This window comes from Corynebacterium ulcerans, assembly GCF_000767685.1.
Classification (GTDB): domain Bacteria; phylum Actinomycetota; class Actinomycetes; order Mycobacteriales; family Mycobacteriaceae; genus Corynebacterium; species Corynebacterium ulcerans.
Window position 1 is genome coordinate 1,868,752 of the sequence record NZ_CP009622.1, and the last position, 16,344, is coordinate 1,885,095.

Sequence of the window (16,344 nt, forward strand, 5' to 3'; positions counted from 1 at the left end):
AGATGGAAGAGAATTCCAACAGCACGCTTAACCAAACAAAAGTTTAACCTTCGCCACATTAAGCGAAATGGATGAAACAAATTACAGTTGTAGGCCTTTGTTAAGCTACCCTACTTCTTAGTGCCACAGGCTGAATTGTCATACGGAAGGATATTTCCACGTGAGTCCCCGCTTATCCCTTATGAACCGGGAAAATACATTGTTGCGGTCATATCCTTTGCGTTCCCTTAATCAAACATGCTTCAGAAGCCTTGCCCATAGGTGTATGGGCAGCTCTCTCATCGCATAGCAGTTCGACGGTGTGCTGCACGTTGCTCCCAGCATCGAACACGCACAGGCACCCATAATTGAACATTTTTGTAATGCACGGCCACGCGATGTGCCGCTCGACTCTCTTACTGCAGCTTTTATCAGAGAGCGAATCACATCCAGCCAAATAAGACTCGGTTTCTTGATCGGCAAGCGCCCTCAATTTTATCGCTAGCTAATCGACACAGCCCCAAAGTGGAAGGTCATTGCACATGAGCAATCCAGTTCCCACAATCGAAGCGCCCCCAAAGGGCGTGGAGTACATTCACGGAGATACAGCGCCGCTGCCCGTGGGTGTTAAAGACTCGCGCCCCCTGTCCCTCAAATCGCGCATCATACTTATTATCATCGCCCTCATCGCCGCTGCAGGCTGGGGCGTCATTGCCTTCGCCCGAGGTGAAACGATCAACGCTGTGTGGCTCGTCTTCGCAGCAGTTGGCTCGTACTTCATCGCCTACGCATTCTGGGCACGACTTATTGAATACAAGGTAGTCCGGCCACGCGATGATCGTGCTACCCCAGCCGAATACATCAACGACGGAAAGGACTTTGTTCCTACAGACCGTCGCGTGCTCTTTGGCCACCACTTTGCTGCTATTGCCGGCGCCGGTCCACTGGTGGGCCCGGTTATGGCTGCTCAGATGGGCTATCTGCCAGGCACACTCTGGATCGTTCTCGGCGTTATCTTCGCTGGTGCCGTACAGGACTACCTCGTTCTTTGGATTTCCACACGTCGCCGCGGCCGCTCACTCGGCCAGATGATCCGCGATGAGATGGGCACGGTAGGCGGTGCCGCCGGTATCTTGGCCGTTATTACCATCATGGTCATCATCATCGCGGTTCTTGCCCTTGTTGTTGTTAACGCTCTTGCAGATTCCCCATGGGGCGTGTTCTCCATTTCTATGACCGTCCCCATCGCAATCTTCATGGGCATTTACATGCGCTACATCCGCCCCGGACGCGTCACCGAGGTTTCGGTTATCGGTGTGGTTCTGCTTCTTCTCGCCATCATCTCCGGCGGTTGGGTAGCCTCCACAGAGTGGGGCACGGACTGGTTCACCTGGTCTAAGGTCACTCTGGCCTGGGTCCTCATCGGCTACGGCATTGTGGCAGCCATCCTGCCTGTGTGGTTGCTCCTTGCTCCGCGCGACTACTTGTCCACCTTTATGAAGGTCGGCGTGATCGCCCTTTTGGCAATCGCCATCGTGATCAATCGACCCGAGGTTCATATGCCCGCGATCACCGATTTCGCACGCAACGGAAACGGCCCGGTCTTTGCAGGTAACCTCTTCCCATTCCTCTTCATCACCATCGCTTGCGGCGCCCTATCAGGCTTCCACTCACTCATTTCTGCGGGAACAACGCCGAAATTGATTGAAAAGGAATCCCAGATGCACATGATTGGCTACGGATCCATGCTCATGGAATCCTTCGTTGCCATCATGGCTCTCATCACCGCTGTGGTCATCGACCGTCACCTTTACTTTGTGATGAACTCCCCTGCTACCCTCACCGGGCTCGATCCGGCACAGGCAGCCGCGTTTGTCAACGGTCTCGGTCTTCCAGGCGCCGGTATCACCGCTGATGCGCTTACGCAGGCCGCCGACGCCGTGGGTGAAAGCACCATCATTTCACGTACCGGTGGCGCACCGACCTTGGCTTTCGGTATGTCACAAATTCTCACGGATATCACCGGCAACGCTGGAATGCAGTCCTTCTGGTACCACTTTGCCATCATGTTCGAGGCGCTCTTCATCCTCACCACCGTGGACGCTGGTACCCGTGTGGCTCGCTTTATGATGACAGACACCTTGGCCAACATCCCTGGCCTGAAGAAATTCGCCGATCCTAACTGGACCGTAGGCCACTGGCTCTCCACTGTCATTGTGTGCGCCCTCTGGGGATCCATCCTCCTGATGGGAGTTACAGACCCACTCGGCGGCATCAACGTTCTCTTCCCACTCTTCGGTATTGCAAACCAGCTTCTTGCAGCTGTCGCGCTCTCACTCGTTGTGGTAGTAACCGTTAAGAAGGGCCTTCTTAAGTGGGTGTGGATCCCAGGCCTTCCTCTACTCTGGGATGTTGCTGTCACCATGACGGCTTCCTACCAGAAGATTTTCTCCGATAATCCTGCCATCGGATACTGGGCTCAACACACCCGCTACAAGAATGCACTTGCAGAAGGAAAGACTTCCTTTGGCACTGCAAAGTCGGTCGAGGCCATGGAGGCCGTTGTCAGGAACACCGCAGTTCAAGGCTTCTTGTCCGTACTGTTCGCAGTACTCGTGATCATCGTCCTCATTGCAGCTGCGGTAGTCTGTATTCGTGCATTGGGTCAGCTCAAGCGTGGCGAGGAAGTGCAGACTTCTGAAGAGCCATTCCACCAGTCCAACTTCTTCGCACCATCGTCGCTTGGCACATCTGATGTAGAAAAAGTTCTGGTCAATGCGTGGAACGAATATGATCCACCTAAAGCACACGCCCATAGCCACCACTAGCATTCACTAGCGAGGAACGATGGAGACTCTTTCAACAGCGCTGCGATGGGCAACTGCCCCGCTACGTTACTGGGGCGAAGTACTCGGAGAAAAAGACTACGAAAAATTCGTAGCCCACCAACGCGCCCACCATCCCCACGAATCGATTCCCAGCGAACGCGAATATTGGCGCCAGCGTTGGGCTGATCAAGATTCCAATCCAGGTTCCCGCTGCTGTTAGCGTCCGCTAAAAGACAAGGTCGAGACATAGTTCTCGGCCTTTCTTTTACCTCCCCCTCCTCAACTATGAGGAAAACACACGCCGTAGTATTATTTCCATCAATGCCTCCGTAGCTCAGTGGATTAGAGCAGTCGGCTTCTACCCGATTGGTCGCGGGTTCGAATCCTGCCGGGGGCGCTCTGTGATGAGCCGGAACATTGTTGGCACAATGTCCCGGCTCATTTTTGCGTTTGTTAGCAGCCCTCCCCACCACAACCTGCATTTCCATAGACAAAGGGGCAGTGCGTGGCCTGTTTTGAGGCTTTTGTCTATGAAAATGCAGGTTTGAGATCAAGATCCTCAAGGTTTTGTCGTTTTTGAGAACGCTAGCGGGGTGTGGTGTCTAAAAACCCAGGTGAGGTTTTCTAGCGTTCTCAAGACAATCCCAACACCACCAAGCGCCCCCCGCTTTCCTCGCGCCCCAAAATACAGTAGATTTTAATTTGTTTTTAAGATAAAAACCTTATCTTTATAAGCATATTCATATAAACACATGGGAGGGTCCTATGCGCAAGTCTGGAGTCGTCAAACCACTGGCAGTTATCGTTGCTCTCACAGCCATAACTCCTCTTTTATCCGCGACCCCCAGCGCCCTAGCTCGAGAAATCTCGAACAACGCAATAACGGCCACAACTGACGTAGCAGAAGGCGCGCGATTAATACGCCAAATCACGGTCAAAGATCCCAAGGGAATCACTCGGACCCCGTCTAACCCCACAACGGTCCATGCTTCCCACGGAGATACCGTGACCGTGAAGGTCACCATCGAATCAAAAGATAGAAATTCCCGCGGTTTTAGTGACTTCACAGAGCTAGTCCCTGCGGTAGGACAACTAAACAAGGAAGCCATCACCTACACAATCGACCAGCAGCCCCCTGCAAAACTCCTCGAGAAAAGATGGGAAGTACAAGAGCAGTCCAATCAAATCAGGTTCAGAGATAAAGACCTCACAAACCTTCTTCTCGGACAAAAAGTCTCTGTCGAATACACATACACCGTCGACGCTAGCTCGCCGGAACCACGAACAACAGGAATCATGGTTGACGGCTACCCAGACGACAACACTCGCGCCATGGGCCCCAACCTAGTGGTGGATCAACCTAATTCAACAGGAAACTTCCGCTCACTGTGGCAAGGTTTCTTACGCGCATTATCACACTTCTTCAGCCCACTCCTGATGCTCTTTCGCTCATAACTGGAGCCAAAGTCAGCTTCAATAAACAAGACAAAAGGCACGCCTCGCAATAACAAGCGGGGCGTGCCTTTACCTCATACGTCTACACAAGACTTAAGAGCACTTCTTCCATGGGAGAAGACGTTCAAAGCGGGTGCATTGCTGCTGCTTTATTTGTTCCCTTCCGGTGCGTTCCCGGCCAGGGCGTTCCCTTTCCTCAGAAACAGGCTTCCTCACAATAGGGCGAGGTGCGACTGGAGCTTCAGCTACCGGCTCCGGATCAGCCACGGGCTCCGGATCAGCGATTGGCAGGTCAAGCTCTGGGGCAAGAGACTCGCTAGGATCAAGGTCAACCGGCTCCGGATCGGAAGGAGCCGGGGCAGGAACGGTTTCCACGACCGGTGTAGGAACCGTAATTGGCTTAGGAGCAGGACGGGCATCGTCACAGCTACGGCCATTACGGGCTAGCACAGAACACACCGCAGCATGGGCGTCGACAAGCCCTGCACCCATTCCGTGCGCAGTCTTTCGCTGTCCGGGACCAGGCTCTGCTGTATAACGACGTGCCGTGTCGCGAAGGATGCGCTCAATCTCATCGGGGCTGATCGTGGGATCTGCAGCCTTCATCAAAGCGATGACGCCAGCAACCACAGGGGTGGCCATGGAGGTGCCTTCCATGTAGGAGTAGCCGCTCGCTTCAGCGCTGCGCAGACCACGGTTAACAGTGGAAAGGATGCCCCCTCCCGGATTGTGGTTGCTAAAGGCCGGATACATATTGCCGCCAGGCGCACCGACGTCAACGTGGCGCCCGAAGTTGGAGTAGGTAGACCTGTGGCCTTCCGGACCGGTAGCGCCTACAGTGATCACGCCATCACACGATGCAGGCTGCACGTTGTCGGTTGACTGATCCTCATTGCCAGCAGCCACCGCTATTGTTGCGCCACGGGACAGCGCGCGGTCGATGGCGTTTTGGTAGATCGGCATGCAGCGAGACCGTCCGCCAAGGGACAAGTTGATCACGTCGGCCGGGTTGTCATTATGTGGGGTTCCAGGAACGTCCTCGCCTGCAGCCCACACGATTGCATCCGCGATATCCGAGGTGTAGCCACCGCATCGTCCCAAAGCACGAACAGGAAGAATTTTTGCGCCAGGGGCAACGCCAGCAACACCCTCATGGTTGTCCGTAATTGCCGCCGCAATACCCGCAACGTGAGTACCATGCCAGGAGGAATTTGTGGCGCGAGAGTTAGGGCCACAATCCCCTTGATAGGTCCAGTCACCCATGTCAGTGGGGTCGTTATCGCGACCGTCGCGATCCTGAGAGATCTTGGGGTCGGAGATCATGTCGTAACCAGGCAAGACCTTGTCGTTAAGATCAGCGTGGCTGGTGATACCCGAATCCACCACGGCGATAACTGTCTCAGTACCGTCGGCACCCGATGCCCACGCCTTATCGACGTTGGCGCCGAACTGGTCAAAGAGGTGCCATTGGTACTTGTAGTGCTCGTCATTGGGCGCAGCAAGAGAAGTGGAATACTGAACGCGGTCAATATCCGCATAGGCAATTTCTGCCTTGGACTCAAGAGCACCGCGGAGAGAAGGAATTCGTTCCGCAGGTACAGGTGGATCTAGTTCAACGACGTATGAGCCGTCGAACATCTGACGAACGAAAGAGGCGTCAGAAGAAAATTCTTTAACAATCTTATCCAGGATTTTCATCCTTTTGGCTTGATCCAACGTCGTCATTCGGTTGAATGTGACAATGAATCGAGTAGCAGGCGCCTCGCCTGTTGGGGCAGCACTTTGACGCTGCACAACAGCAAGGGAATCATCGGGGTCTTCAGCGGACAAAGCAGGAGCGGCAGTAGTAACAAGAGATGCACACGTTATGGCAGCGCATACAACAGATACGCCACCCCTGCGTGAGAATACGGTTCTTGAGGGATGAATTTTCACTCACGGAATTATAACGAGATGAAATAAAAGCAATCCGAAACTTTTGTTGGAGAAAATTTTCCCCCAAAAATCGCGAAAGAAAACCCACCATCACTCGGTAAGCTTCATTTAATTCTCAGCTTCTACCTATGCAAACTTCCCCTTTTTGGGTGAGTCCAAGTTCATAAAGGAAAAATGAAGTGCTCAACCATACTCACTATTCCGTTTTATATTCACGTGTGTGTATTCGCACGATCCCCCACCCAACGAGACAAAGAGGGCTAGGTTGGAAAACATGACTACTCAATCGCGTTCTGTTGTGGTTTGCTCTTCCGAAACTGGGGAAATCACCACTCAACTCCTCCCGTCAACAGAAGAACACATAGCCGATGGCGATGTGCTCATTAAAGTTGCGTATTCCTCCCTCAACTTCAAAGACGGCATGGCGCTGCGTGGGGATCGCGGCGTGGCCCGCACCTTCCCCCTAGTTCCCGGCATCGATGCTGTTGGGGAGGTCTTAGAATCAGAATCCGAGCGGTTCCAGCCCGGCGATAAAGTCATTGCCAATGGCGCAGGAATCGGAGAATTTCGCCATGGCGGATACACCGAACGTCAGCGTATTCACGCCTCGTCTACGGTGGCTCTCCCCTCTAACTTTTCCATGAAACAAGCCGCAGCTATCGGCACAGCAGGATACACAGCAGCGCTCTCCGTGAACGCGCTTATACAACACGGGGTTCTGCCCGATCATGGCCCCATCCTCGTCACAGGCGCTACCGGCGGCGTGGGGTCAATCGCCATTCTTTTATTGCACAAGCTTGGCTATAACGTTGTCGCCGCGACTGGCCGAATGGAAGAGCACTCAGATTATCTTCTAGGTCTTGGGGCCAGCTCCATCGTGGAACGAAAAGAACTAAGTGAAAAGGGCAAACCGCTACAGCGCGCCATATATGCAGGTGTCGTCGACTGTGTGGGCTCCCACACCCTTGTCAACGCTTGCGCCCAAACTAAGTGGGGCGGAGTGGTTACAGCATGCGGATTGGCACAAGGGGCAGATTTACCAGGAACGGTTCTCCCCTTTATCCTTCGCGGCGTATCACTCGTTGGCATCAATTCCGTTGATGCACCTCTTGAGCACCGCGAAAAAGCTTGGGCTCTACTCTCACAAAACCTAGATACCGAAGCCCTAGATGCAATGACAACCACTATCGGCCTCGACGAGGTCGTCGATGCAGGTAAAGCCTTAATGAATAACCAACTTCATGGCCGGACGGTAGTCGAGATCAATTAACACCAACCCCAAACGTGTGGGCGCCTCACAACTCGACGCCCACAAGCTAAATCCAGCTATAACGACGGTAATGCTACGGGCGCACGTAGTATGAATGAGAACTCTGTGCGCTTTCCAACCAATGTTCAGGAGAACTACCGTGGCATTACCTTCACCATCCATTCATGCACGAGCTGTAGTTACCGGCGCAAGCCAAGGAATCGGACGTGCGATCGCCAAGGATCTTGCCTGCATGGGCCACAATCTCATTCTGGTAGCCCGACGCCGTGACGTCCTTGAGCAGCTGGCGGAAGAACTGGAACAAAACCACAGCGTCAAAGTCGATGTTATGGCCTGCGACCTTGCTAACCCTGAGGAGCGCGCAACGCTCATCAGCGAGCTTCAAGGCGTGGAAGTTAACATCATCATCAATTCCGCAGGAATCGCAAGCTTTGGCCCTTTCATCGACCAGGATTGGTCATATGAAGACAAACAATTCGAGCTCAACGCCCGTGCGGTCTTTGAACTCACCCACGCAGTACTTCCCGGCATGATCAAGCGCGGCACGGGTGCCATCTGCAACGTTGGTTCCGCCGCCGGAAATGTCCCCATCCCCAACAATGCTACCTATGTGCTCACTAAAGCAGGGGTAAACGCTTTCACTGAGGCCCTCCACTACGAGCTCCGAGGCACTGGCGTTGCATGCACATTGTTAGCGCCGGGCCCCGTCCGCGAGGCAGTCGTCGATGACGCCGAAAAATCCATCGTGGACAAAGTCGTACCGGACTTCCTCTGGACCACCTACGAGTCATGCTCGCAAGAAACTCTCGCAGCACTTGCTGCAAACTCGCGCCGGGTCGTTCCTGGGCCTTTATCAAAAGCAATGAATGCAATTTCTGCAATCGCCCCTACTGCAGTACTTTCACCACTGATGGGCTGGTTCTATAAAAAACTAGGATCATAAACCTCAATGCATCTTCGTCCGTTCTTGCGTCAATTCGTGGTTAGAAACACCTCCTTGCTGCCACAATGACGCAAGATACGAGTACCTTAGAAAACATGTCTGATACTCCCGCTAAAAATGATCGTCTCGTTTGGATAGACCTTGAAATGACAGGTCTCGATACTCACCGTCACGTGATTGTCGAAGTTGCTGCGCTGATCACCGATGCAGATCTGAATATCCTTGGCGAGGGAGTAGACCTTGTTGTGCACGCCACTGATGCGGAACTCGCAGAAATGGACGACTACGTCACCACAATGCACGAAAACTCTGGTCTGACGCAGGAAATCCGATCCTCCACTGTCTCCATCAAGGAAGCCGAGGATGCCGTCCTTGAGCTGATTGCCAAGCATTGCGACCCGCAACATCCAGCTCCCCTGGCAGGTAATTCCATTGCTACAGACCGCAGCTTCATCAACGCTTACATGCCAAGGCTCGACGAGGCTCTGCACTATCGCATGGTCGATGTTTCCTCTATCAAAGAGCTTGCCAGACGCTGGTCCCCGCGCGTGTACTTCAATCAACCACAAAAGGGCATGGCACACCGCGCGCTAGCGGATATCGTTGAGTCCATCCGCGAGCTTGAGTACTACCGTCAAGCGCTCTTTAAAAAGGATCTCACCAACGCGGAATGCATTGAGGCTTCTGCTCAAGCAACCCAGTCCTACCAGCAGTTTTTGCAATAATAGATTTGTGAGTTAATATTGTCCTCGCTGCTTTGAAGCGGCAATGGTGGCTGTAGTTCAGCTGGTAGAGCACCAGGTTGTGATCCTGGGTGTCGCGGGTTCGAGCCCCGTCAGCCACCCCAATGAACTCCCTGACTATTTTTAGTCAGGGAGTTTTTGTTATCCGATACAATCACTGCATGCTTAACGCTCGGATCCATGTTGCCGTGCCCACGGCCTTCCATCACGATGAATCCCTCAACATCGAGTCCACCCTGGCCCACGCAGACTGGCTTATCAGCCAAGGCATCACATCAATCCTCTTCGGTGGCTCCACCGGCGAGCAGCACAGCATGGACGCCTCTGAAAAACGTGCTCTCTACGACGCTGTGAATCAGCATCCCTGGGCACCTGGAATTGAGATACTTGTTGGCGTTGCCGCTATCCGACAGTGCCACGCTGTGGAGCTAGGGCGCTACGTGGCGTCGTTAAGCCGGATTGATGGCATCTTATTGGGGTTCCCGCCCTACGTGCGCCCTACGCAGGAGCAGGCACGTCGTTACGCAGTAGCCGTTATCGACGCCGTCCGTAAGCCCACAATCATCTACAACCACCCAGAACGCACTGGTTTCGACGCGAGTGCTTCTACCCTCGCGCAGCTATGCATGCTCGCGCACGTCATCGGCATCAAAGATCCAGGCGGCACGCTCAAGATTGACGAGGTCGCCCAAGAGCTCACCCCCTTTAAAACTCGCTACTACGCCGGCGGTGAGGTCAACATCAACTCCCGCGTCTCCACCGGTTTTACCTACCTCTCCTCCATCGCCGGCAACATGGCACCAAAGGAAACCGTCGAGTGGTTCGAGGCTTTACGGAAGGGCCTTGAACCACCCCATAATGATCTCCTCTCCGAGTTGGTGTCCAAGCTCAAAGGCGAGGCCCCGATTCAGACGCTCAAGGACTACATCACTGACCACGAAGGCATAGATATGGGAGTATGTCGGGCGCCACTGGGTGGCGTCGATTAGCCACGGCACGAAAAGGCCCCGTAACTCATCAAGCTACGGGGCCTTGAAGGCTTTAGGGAAGTATTAGATATTCGAGTTTCCGGCCTTCCAGGTTGCCCAGTCGATATTCCAGTCCCCCAGGCCGTCATAGCCACTGATGTAGCCGCCAATGGTGTTCCGCACGGTGACAATGTCCCCTCGCTTAACAAAGTTCTGGAACCATTGCGCGTTCTCCGTGCTCACGTTGATGCAGCCATGAGACGTATTGGAATTGCCCTGTGCATAGACAGACCATGGCGCCGCATGCACATAGATGCCGGAATAGGACATTTGCGTGGCAAATTTCACATCAACACGGTAGCCGCCCTCCTTATGGGAGAGCCCATAAGATTCCGAGTCCATCACTAGGGAAGGATTCTTATCTCCAATGGTGTAAACCCCATTAGGGGTCGGCCACTTATTCGCTCCCATGGAGATGGGCATCGACCGGACAGGCGCACCATTGTGGTAGATCGTCATGGTCTTTGTTGCGTCATCGGCTACCGCTTCAACCCGATCACCAATGGTAAAAGTCGCAGAATTGTCGTTATCTCCGTAAACGCCTTTGCCTAGGTCCTTGCCATAGAGCTTGGCGTCCACGGTGACTTTAGTGCCCGGTGCCCAGAAATTCTCCGGACGCCACCGCACCTCATAGGGGCTAATCCAGAAAAATGCCCCCTCAACCGCAGGCTCGGTGGTCACTTTGATTGCGTCTTCCACAGCTTTGCGATCATTCACGATTGCATCAAAACGCATCGCGATGACCTGGGCGACTCCCACGACCGCCCCGTCAAGGGGAGCTAAAGAACCAAATGCCTGCGCCGCCGGGGTTACCGTTTGGAACCCCGTAGTGGAAGACTCTCCGTTCTTGTCTTTCGCCACAATGGTGTACGAACGGTTAAAGCCCAAGACCTCGGTAGTAGACCACGAGCGCCCATCCGAGGAGATCTCACCTTGGACCTCTTTGCCATTCTCATTAGTCATGGTCACGTTCTTCAGGCCCTCGCCCAAAGATTTGACCGTGACAAACGCGGAGGGATCCACCCCAGTTTCACCATTATTCACGCTAGCTATGGGAGCAAGCTTCTTCTCCGCCTGCTGCGAGGACTGCTCACTGTGTCCTGATTCATCCCCGCCCCCCTTAGCTATCGTGCATCCAGCCATCAACAATGAGAAACCCAACAGCGTCGCCGCTACCCCTATATACGATCGCTTGGATACCCTTTTGGCCACTATTTTCCTTCTTCTCCTACAACCACGATCGATGTCGCACTTTTCTCACGACACCTCGTCACGACGACGAACCCACATCGTAACGTCTTTTCCCACTGATATAGGCCCGCAGCAACCCATGTTTGCCACATTGTTATCTAACCCAAACCACCAGTGCGTTTCCTCCCCTTCATCGCTTGCCAAGCACCCGTCGTTACGCTCCCTTCCCCTACTTTTAGCGTGCCGACGCCCACCCCAAAGCTCTCTGCGCGCTTCCCACAAAATAGTCATAAAACGCCCTCCCAGAAACACGTTCTGACCAGGCGATTTTACAACAACCATCAAATAGGGTTATATTTCTTCTCGTTGCACAGCGCGCCGCACGGCGCAAAGGACAACAATGCGCCATTAGCTCAATTGGCAGAGCAACTGACTCTTAATCAGTGGGTTCGGGGTTCAAGTCCCTGATGGCGCACTTTTTATAATCTCTCTCCACCTGCTTTTATGTAGATGGAGAGAGATTTTTCGTTTATGCACCTCATTATTCCTTTTTATCTCCCCGAACTTCAAACCCCACAAGACATACGTAATTTGGAATATTTTTCATCTCCGTGGGGTTGTGAGGGATTGTTAAAAGCATTCGTGGAACACACGTCCACGTGCTCACACGCAACCGTCAAGGGAAAAGGAGCATCTTCGTATGACCACAACTACCCAATGGGTTCTCGCGTCTCGCCCGCAAGGCATGCCCACGCTGGAGAATTTCCGTAAGGAAGTCGTCGAGCTCCCCGAGCTTCAAGCCGGCCAAGTGTTGGTTCGCAATGAGGTAGCGACGGTTGACCCGTATATGCGCGGTCGCATGGACGATACGGAGTCTTACGTCCCGCCATTCCAGATTGATCAACCACTATCCGGTGGTGCTGTCGGTGTCGTCGTGGAATCAAAGTCCGAGAAGATTCAGGTCGGAGCGAGCGTGCGCCATTTCCAAGGATGGCAGACGATGGCTATCGTCGATGAGGCTGAAGCTTTAGTGGTAGATACAAACATTGTCCCAGCTCACGCTTACCTAGGCATACTAGGGTTGACTGGTTTGACTGCCTACATCGGCCTGAAAAAAGTCGCGGAGATGAAGGAGGGCGATGTCGTCTTTATCTCTGGTGCAGCCGGTGCCGTCGGCTCAGCCGCAGGTCAGATCGCGCGCCACCTCGGAGCTAGCTTTGTGATTGGTTCTGCGGGCACAGACGCCAAGGTGGAACGCTTGAAAGAGCTAGGTTTCGACGCCGCCTTCAACTATCGCAACGGTGATGTATCCACGGCGCTCAAGCAAGCAGCTCCCAATGGCATTGATGTCTACTTTGATAACGTCGGCGGCGACCATCTTGAAGCAGCAATCGACAACTTCAATGTCTTTGGCCGAGCAGCGCTGTGCGGGGCGATCTCCCAATACAATTCAGAAGAAGTTTTTGGCCCTCGTAATATGCTTTCAATCATTGGGAAGTGCCTGACCTTACGCGGGTTTGTCGCTCCCAAATACATGGATACGGTAGAGGAATTCCAGCAGGTCATAGCCCCGCTTGTGGTCACTGGGCAAATACAGTTTGATGTCACTACTCGCCACGGCGTTGACGCACTCCCCTCCGCCTTCCTGGAGCTTTTCCAAGGCGGCAACACCGGCAAGATGATCGTGGAGTTCTAGAGAATTTCCGCGCCATAGCCCCACTCCCCCGCTCTACTTATCGTTATTTTCAGTTAGTCGGGGGATCTGGTGCTGCGGATAGTGGGCGGCGTCGAAAGGCCTTATCCACAATGCTTACCCCTTTCCCAACCCCAATGCAGTGTTCCTATTGCCGAGATGTATTCTCATATGGATTTATACCTTCTCTGTGCTTTCTCGGAAGGAACATATGCGAGCCCTCATCATTGTTGACGTCCAAAATGATTTTTGTCCGGGCGGGGCGTTAGAAACGGTCAAGGGTGCAATTCAAGCACAATCTATTGCAGAATACACAGCACTTCACGGGAAAAAATACGGCTGTATTGCAGCCACCAAAGACTGGCATATAGACCCCGGCGATCACTTTTCTGAAACCCCAGATTTTATTGATACGTGGCCCCGGCATTGTATGGCGAATACAGAGGGCGCCGATTTTCATCCGCTGCTCTTAAATACCCACTTTGACGAGGTGTTCTATAAAGGCCACTACAGCGCCGCCTACTCAGGGTTCGAGGGCTCCACGGCAGCCGGACAGCTATTAGGCACATGGTTAAAAGCTCGTGGGGTACGCGAGATTGATATCGCGGGAATCGCTACGGATTATTGCGTTCAGGCTACGGCTCTCGACGGGCTACGAGAAGGCTTCCATGTGACAGTGCTCTCGAGCCTTTGCGCCGCAGTAAACGAGGACAACACCTGTGCAGTTTTGCGCCGGCTCACAGATCACGGGTGTGTCCTCGGTTAACCGGCATCTCTACCGCGTAGAGTCCAACACCACGTCAAATTCCAAAAGCTCAGATTTCTGTGCCACGGGTGTTTGACCACCAGAGTGGGAGCTAGCAGCATTCTCATGGCTCTCGCCTCGGCCGTGGCTATGCAGGCTCTGAGCTTCCCCATCGCGCCACTGCGCATAAGATTCTTCGTCAGCCCACTGAGTCACCACAAAATAGCGGTCCTCACCAGCTGTAGGGCGTAGTAATTGAAAACCTTCAAAACCCGGCGCGGCATCCACAGCGTGTTTGCGTGCCGCAAATCGCTTCTCTAGTTCCTCCCCGCGGCCTTCGGGCACGGACAATGCATTGATTTTAATGATGCTCATAGGCACCGATGCTAGTCGTATATCTCACGGCATGCAGAAGCAAAAAGCCATATCCTCACGGGTTCGCGGGATATGGCTTGTGGGCTACTAGGGGTGGCGTCGAAAAGCTTTAGCGCTGTGCGAGAAGACGCTGGATTTCTTTGAGTTCCTTGTTCTTCTTGCGTCCGCGTGCGATGCCCAGGACTACTAGACCAGCCACAGCTACTCCGATACCCGCGAGAATCTTCTGGATTTGGGGATCTTGCAGCTTGGTGGTTGCTTGCTTCTTGGCATCATCGACAAAGTTCTGCGGCTTAGAACGATCCACAATCTCGTCGAGGGTGCTTGCGAGCTGACGACGGGTGCGCTCAATGTCGCGCTGAATGTCATTAATATCGCGTGCCACGGATACTCTCCTCTGAGTTCTTCGCTATTTCCTCCTTACACCTTAGCCCGAAACCCGTTGAGTGTGCGTAGCCGGTATCCTTTAGACCATGACTGAACAAGCGCGACTTTCCATCGGCGATATGGCCCCCGACTTTGATCTTCCCAATGACAAGGGCGGCACCACAGCTCTTAAGGATTTCCGCGGCTCTCGGGTGCTGGTCTATTTTTATCCCCGCGCTAATACCCCTGGGTGCACAAAAGAGGCGTGCGACTTCCGGGATAGCCTTGCTCAGCTCGAAAAACTGGGGATCGAGGTTGTCGGTATCTCCCCCGATAAGGTGGAAAAGCTCAGTGCCTTCCGCAACGACCATGAGCTTAATTTCCCATTGCTTTCCGACGAATCAAAGGAAATCATGAAGGCCTATGGTGCCTTCGGGGAGAAAAAGAACTACGGCAAAGTGGTCCAGGGAGTTATTCGATCGACATTTCTTGTAGAACCAGACGGAACGCTTGGCTTAGCCTTATACAACGTTCGAGCTACAGGACATGTTGCACGTGTGCTCCGCGACCTGCTCGCCAGCGAATAATTATCAATCTGCTCTAGTAAAGAACCAATCGATGTAAGCCATGGGTAAACCCGAAGTAACCAGGACTAGCGGGGACATTCTCCTCCCTCGCCGCCGGCCCGCGCAGCAACGCAGCCGCGAAAGATTCAACAGAATTCTCGCCGCTGCTCGCTCTGTGCTTGTCGACGTAGGCTTTGAGTCCTTTACCTTCGATGAAGTCGCCCGCCGCGCAGAGGTGCCCATCGGAACCATCTACCAATTCTTTGCCAATAAATATGTGATGATCTGCGAACTCGATCGTCAAGACACTGCGGCTTCCTTGGCAGAAATACAAAAGTTCTCTGAGCAGGTCCCGGCGCTTCAATGGCCGGACTTCCTCGACGAGTTCATTGATCATCTGGCGGATATGTGGCGTGCAGACCCCTCTCGTAGGAGCGTCTGGCATGCCATTCAGTCCACTCCTGCTACGCGCGCAACAGCAGCGGCCACAGAAAAGCCCATGCTAGAAATCGTGGGAGAAGCCCTGCGGCCGCTTGCCCCACAAACGTCGGAAGAAGGCCGGGCGGAAATCTCTCGCATGCTGGTACATACGGTCTCCTCGCTGTTGAACTACGCAGTCTATGACCGTGCCTCCACGGATGAGATGTTTCACGCGCGCGTGAAAGAAATTAAAAGGATGCTTGTGGCCTATCTCTTTGCCGTAGCCACCGGTTAGCTTTTATCGTGCAGGCCCGGGAATAATGCACTGCGCGATGGCATAGTCATGATCGTGGCTGATGCTCACCTGCGCCTGGTCTATCTGCGCAAGTCTTTGGATTTCCCCACGGAGAGTCACCACTACTCTCCCCCAAGCGTCCGGCACTACTTCGATGTCTCGCCAGTCAACGTTCTCCGCGTTTATCACCGGCGCGCTACCGTACATCGTTTGACTCCATGCCTTGATAAAGGCCTCTTTGGCTGCCCATCGACCAGCAAGGTGCGCATCTCTCTTTGGCTTTGTCGCGGCCACTCGTAGTTCAAGCGCGCTAAAGACGTTGGTTGCAAAAGAAGACCCTGGCGTATGTAACTGTTCTGCAAAGCTAGGGATGTGAACGAGGTCCGTCCCAATAAACATGGATTATCTTCCTTTTCTCGGGAGCTCTTGAAGTGTAGCGCGCGGGCGGGCTGTATGACATGCGTAGTGTGTGCGAACAAGGGCCTGCCCCACACGGTGCTATCTGTGTGGGG

The 16,344-nt window shown here is 53.6% G+C and carries 16 protein-coding genes and 3 tRNA genes; 14 read left to right on the forward strand and 5 right to left on the reverse strand.

The window, feature by feature from the left end; translation table 11 throughout:
- Positions 1-521 precede the first annotated feature (521 nt).
- The 4 genes from CULFRC11_RS08445 (at position 522) to CULFRC11_RS08460 (ending at position 4,262) form a co-directional block, all read left to right on the forward strand.
- Positions 522-2,807: a carbon starvation CstA family protein gene (locus CULFRC11_RS08445; RefSeq protein WP_038620756.1), complete on the forward strand. Its 2,286-nt coding sequence runs from the start codon at positions 522-524 to the stop codon at positions 2,805-2,807.
- 19 nt (positions 2,808-2,826) lie between these two features.
- Positions 2,827-3,027, forward strand: a complete 201-nt coding sequence (locus CULFRC11_RS11100; protein WP_013912136.1) for a YbdD/YjiX family protein — start codon at positions 2,827-2,829, stop codon at positions 3,025-3,027.
- 103 nt (positions 3,028-3,130) lie between these two features.
- Positions 3,131-3,204 (forward strand) — tRNA-Arg (locus CULFRC11_RS08455).
- A 368-nt stretch (positions 3,205-3,572) separates the two neighbouring features.
- Entirely contained in the window at positions 3,573-4,262 is a 690-nt protein-coding gene (locus CULFRC11_RS08460; RefSeq protein ID WP_023636141.1) for a hypothetical protein, read from the forward strand.
- Between the two features lie 93 nt (positions 4,263-4,355).
- Here CULFRC11_RS08460 and CULFRC11_RS08465 read toward each other — a convergent pair whose 3' ends face one another.
- Positions 4,356-6,197 (reverse strand): S8 family serine peptidase, encoded by a 1,842-nt coding sequence (locus CULFRC11_RS08465; protein WP_023636142.1) that lies wholly within the window; start codon positions 6,195-6,197, stop codon positions 4,356-4,358.
- 274 nt (positions 6,198-6,471) lie between these two features.
- Between CULFRC11_RS08465 and CULFRC11_RS08470 the strand changes: the two genes are divergently transcribed.
- The 5 genes from CULFRC11_RS08470 to CULFRC11_RS08490 all read left to right on the forward strand — a co-directional run bounded on the left by CULFRC11_RS08470 (position 6,472) and on the right by CULFRC11_RS08490 (position 10,142).
- Positions 6,472-7,467: an MDR family oxidoreductase gene (locus tag CULFRC11_RS08470; protein WP_023636143.1), complete on the forward strand. Its 996-nt coding sequence runs from the start codon at positions 6,472-6,474 to the stop codon at positions 7,465-7,467.
- Positions 7,468-7,606: 139 nt separating this feature from the next.
- A complete protein-coding gene (gene cmrA, locus CULFRC11_RS08475; protein WP_023636144.1) occupies positions 7,607-8,410 on the forward strand; it encodes a mycolate reductase in 804 nt (267 codons plus the stop codon).
- 65 nt (positions 8,411-8,475) lie between these two features.
- Positions 8,476-9,135 carry an oligoribonuclease gene (gene orn, locus CULFRC11_RS08480; protein ID WP_013912141.1) on the forward strand — a complete coding sequence of 220 codons (660 nt, stop codon included), beginning with the start codon at positions 8,476-8,478 and terminating at the stop codon, positions 9,133-9,135.
- 46 nt (positions 9,136-9,181) lie between these two features.
- Positions 9,182-9,257: transfer RNA gene (locus tag CULFRC11_RS08485), tRNA-His, on the forward strand.
- 57 nt (positions 9,258-9,314) lie between these two features.
- Complete coding sequence (locus CULFRC11_RS08490) at positions 9,315-10,142, forward strand: dihydrodipicolinate synthase family protein (RefSeq protein ID WP_031270496.1); 828 nt, start codon at positions 9,315-9,317, stop codon at positions 10,140-10,142.
- Between the two features lie 63 nt (positions 10,143-10,205).
- On the opposite strand, the gene CULFRC11_RS08495 is transcribed toward CULFRC11_RS08490, so the two are convergent.
- Entirely contained in the window at positions 10,206-11,393 is a 1,188-nt protein-coding gene (locus tag CULFRC11_RS08495; RefSeq protein WP_023636146.1) for a L,D-transpeptidase, read from the reverse strand.
- Positions 11,394-11,774: 381 nt separating this feature from the next.
- Between CULFRC11_RS08495 and CULFRC11_RS08500 the strand changes: the two genes are divergently transcribed.
- The 3 genes from CULFRC11_RS08500 (at position 11,775) to CULFRC11_RS08510 (ending at position 13,831) form a co-directional block, all read left to right on the forward strand.
- Positions 11,775-11,847 (forward strand) — tRNA-Lys (locus CULFRC11_RS08500).
- A gap of 225 nt (positions 11,848-12,072) precedes the next feature.
- Entirely contained in the window at positions 12,073-13,068 is a 996-nt protein-coding gene (locus CULFRC11_RS08505; RefSeq protein ID WP_023636147.1) for an NADP-dependent oxidoreductase, read from the forward strand.
- Between the two features lie 208 nt (positions 13,069-13,276).
- Positions 13,277-13,831 carry an isochorismatase family protein gene (locus CULFRC11_RS08510; protein WP_023636148.1) on the forward strand — a complete coding sequence of 185 codons (555 nt, stop codon included), beginning with the start codon at positions 13,277-13,279 and terminating at the stop codon, positions 13,829-13,831.
- 9 nt (positions 13,832-13,840) lie between these two features.
- Here CULFRC11_RS08510 and CULFRC11_RS08515 read toward each other — a convergent pair whose 3' ends face one another.
- Positions 13,841-14,185 carry an antibiotic biosynthesis monooxygenase family protein gene (locus tag CULFRC11_RS08515; RefSeq protein ID WP_023636149.1) on the reverse strand — a complete coding sequence of 115 codons (345 nt, stop codon included), beginning with the start codon at positions 14,183-14,185 and terminating at the stop codon, positions 13,841-13,843.
- 109 nt (positions 14,186-14,294) lie between these two features.
- Positions 14,295-14,570 (reverse strand): DUF3618 domain-containing protein, encoded by a 276-nt coding sequence (locus CULFRC11_RS08520; protein WP_013912165.1) that lies wholly within the window; start codon positions 14,568-14,570, stop codon positions 14,295-14,297.
- An 88-nt stretch (positions 14,571-14,658) separates the two neighbouring features.
- On the opposite strand from CULFRC11_RS08520, the gene bcp reads away from it, so the two are divergent.
- On the forward strand, positions 14,659-15,138 hold the full coding sequence (gene bcp / locus CULFRC11_RS08525) for a thioredoxin-dependent thiol peroxidase (RefSeq protein ID WP_023636150.1): 480 nt from the start codon (positions 14,659-14,661) through the stop codon (positions 15,136-15,138).
- Between the two features lie 40 nt (positions 15,139-15,178).
- Positions 15,179-15,832 carry a transcriptional regulator FasR gene (locus tag CULFRC11_RS08530; protein ID WP_023636151.1) on the forward strand — a complete coding sequence of 218 codons (654 nt, stop codon included), beginning with the start codon at positions 15,179-15,181 and terminating at the stop codon, positions 15,830-15,832.
- Between the two features lie 3 nt (positions 15,833-15,835).
- On the opposite strand, the gene acpS is transcribed toward CULFRC11_RS08530, so the two are convergent.
- Complete coding sequence (acpS, locus tag CULFRC11_RS08535) at positions 15,836-16,231, reverse strand: holo-ACP synthase AcpS (RefSeq protein ID WP_023636152.1); 396 nt, start codon at positions 16,229-16,231, stop codon at positions 15,836-15,838.
- Positions 16,232-16,344: the final 113 nt, after the last annotated feature.

Bases quoted from the DNA above. Each gene is read 5' to 3' on its own strand.
- CULFRC11_RS08445 (WP_038620756.1), top strand. From the start codon at position 522: ATGAGCAATCCAGTTCCCACAATCGAAGCGCCCCCAAAGGGCGTGGAG.
- CULFRC11_RS11100 (WP_013912136.1), top strand. From the start codon at position 2,827: ATGGAGACTCTTTCAACAGCGCTGCGATGGGCAACTGCCCCGCTACGT.
- CULFRC11_RS08460 (WP_023636141.1), top strand. From the start codon at position 3,573: ATGCGCAAGTCTGGAGTCGTCAAACCACTGGCAGTTATCGTTGCTCTC.
- CULFRC11_RS08470 (WP_023636143.1), top strand. From the start codon at position 6,472: ATGACTACTCAATCGCGTTCTGTTGTGGTTTGCTCTTCCGAAACTGGG.
- orn (WP_013912141.1), top strand. From the start codon at position 8,476: ATGACGCAAGATACGAGTACCTTAGAAAACATGTCTGATACTCCCGCT.
- CULFRC11_RS08490 (WP_031270496.1), top strand. From the start codon at position 9,315: ATGCTTAACGCTCGGATCCATGTTGCCGTGCCCACGGCCTTCCATCAC.
- CULFRC11_RS08505 (WP_023636147.1), top strand. From the start codon at position 12,073: ATGACCACAACTACCCAATGGGTTCTCGCGTCTCGCCCGCAAGGCATG.
- CULFRC11_RS08510 (WP_023636148.1), top strand. From the start codon at position 13,277: ATGCGAGCCCTCATCATTGTTGACGTCCAAAATGATTTTTGTCCGGGC.
- CULFRC11_RS08515 (WP_023636149.1), bottom strand. From the start codon at position 14,185: ATGAGCATCATTAAAATCAATGCATTGTCCGTGCCCGAAGGCCGCGGG.
- bcp (WP_023636150.1), top strand. From the start codon at position 14,659: ATGACTGAACAAGCGCGACTTTCCATCGGCGATATGGCCCCCGACTTT.
- CULFRC11_RS08530 (WP_023636151.1), top strand. From the start codon at position 15,179: ATGGGTAAACCCGAAGTAACCAGGACTAGCGGGGACATTCTCCTCCCT.
- acpS (WP_023636152.1), bottom strand. From the start codon at position 16,231: ATGTTTATTGGGACGGACCTCGTTCACATCCCTAGCTTTGCAGAACAG.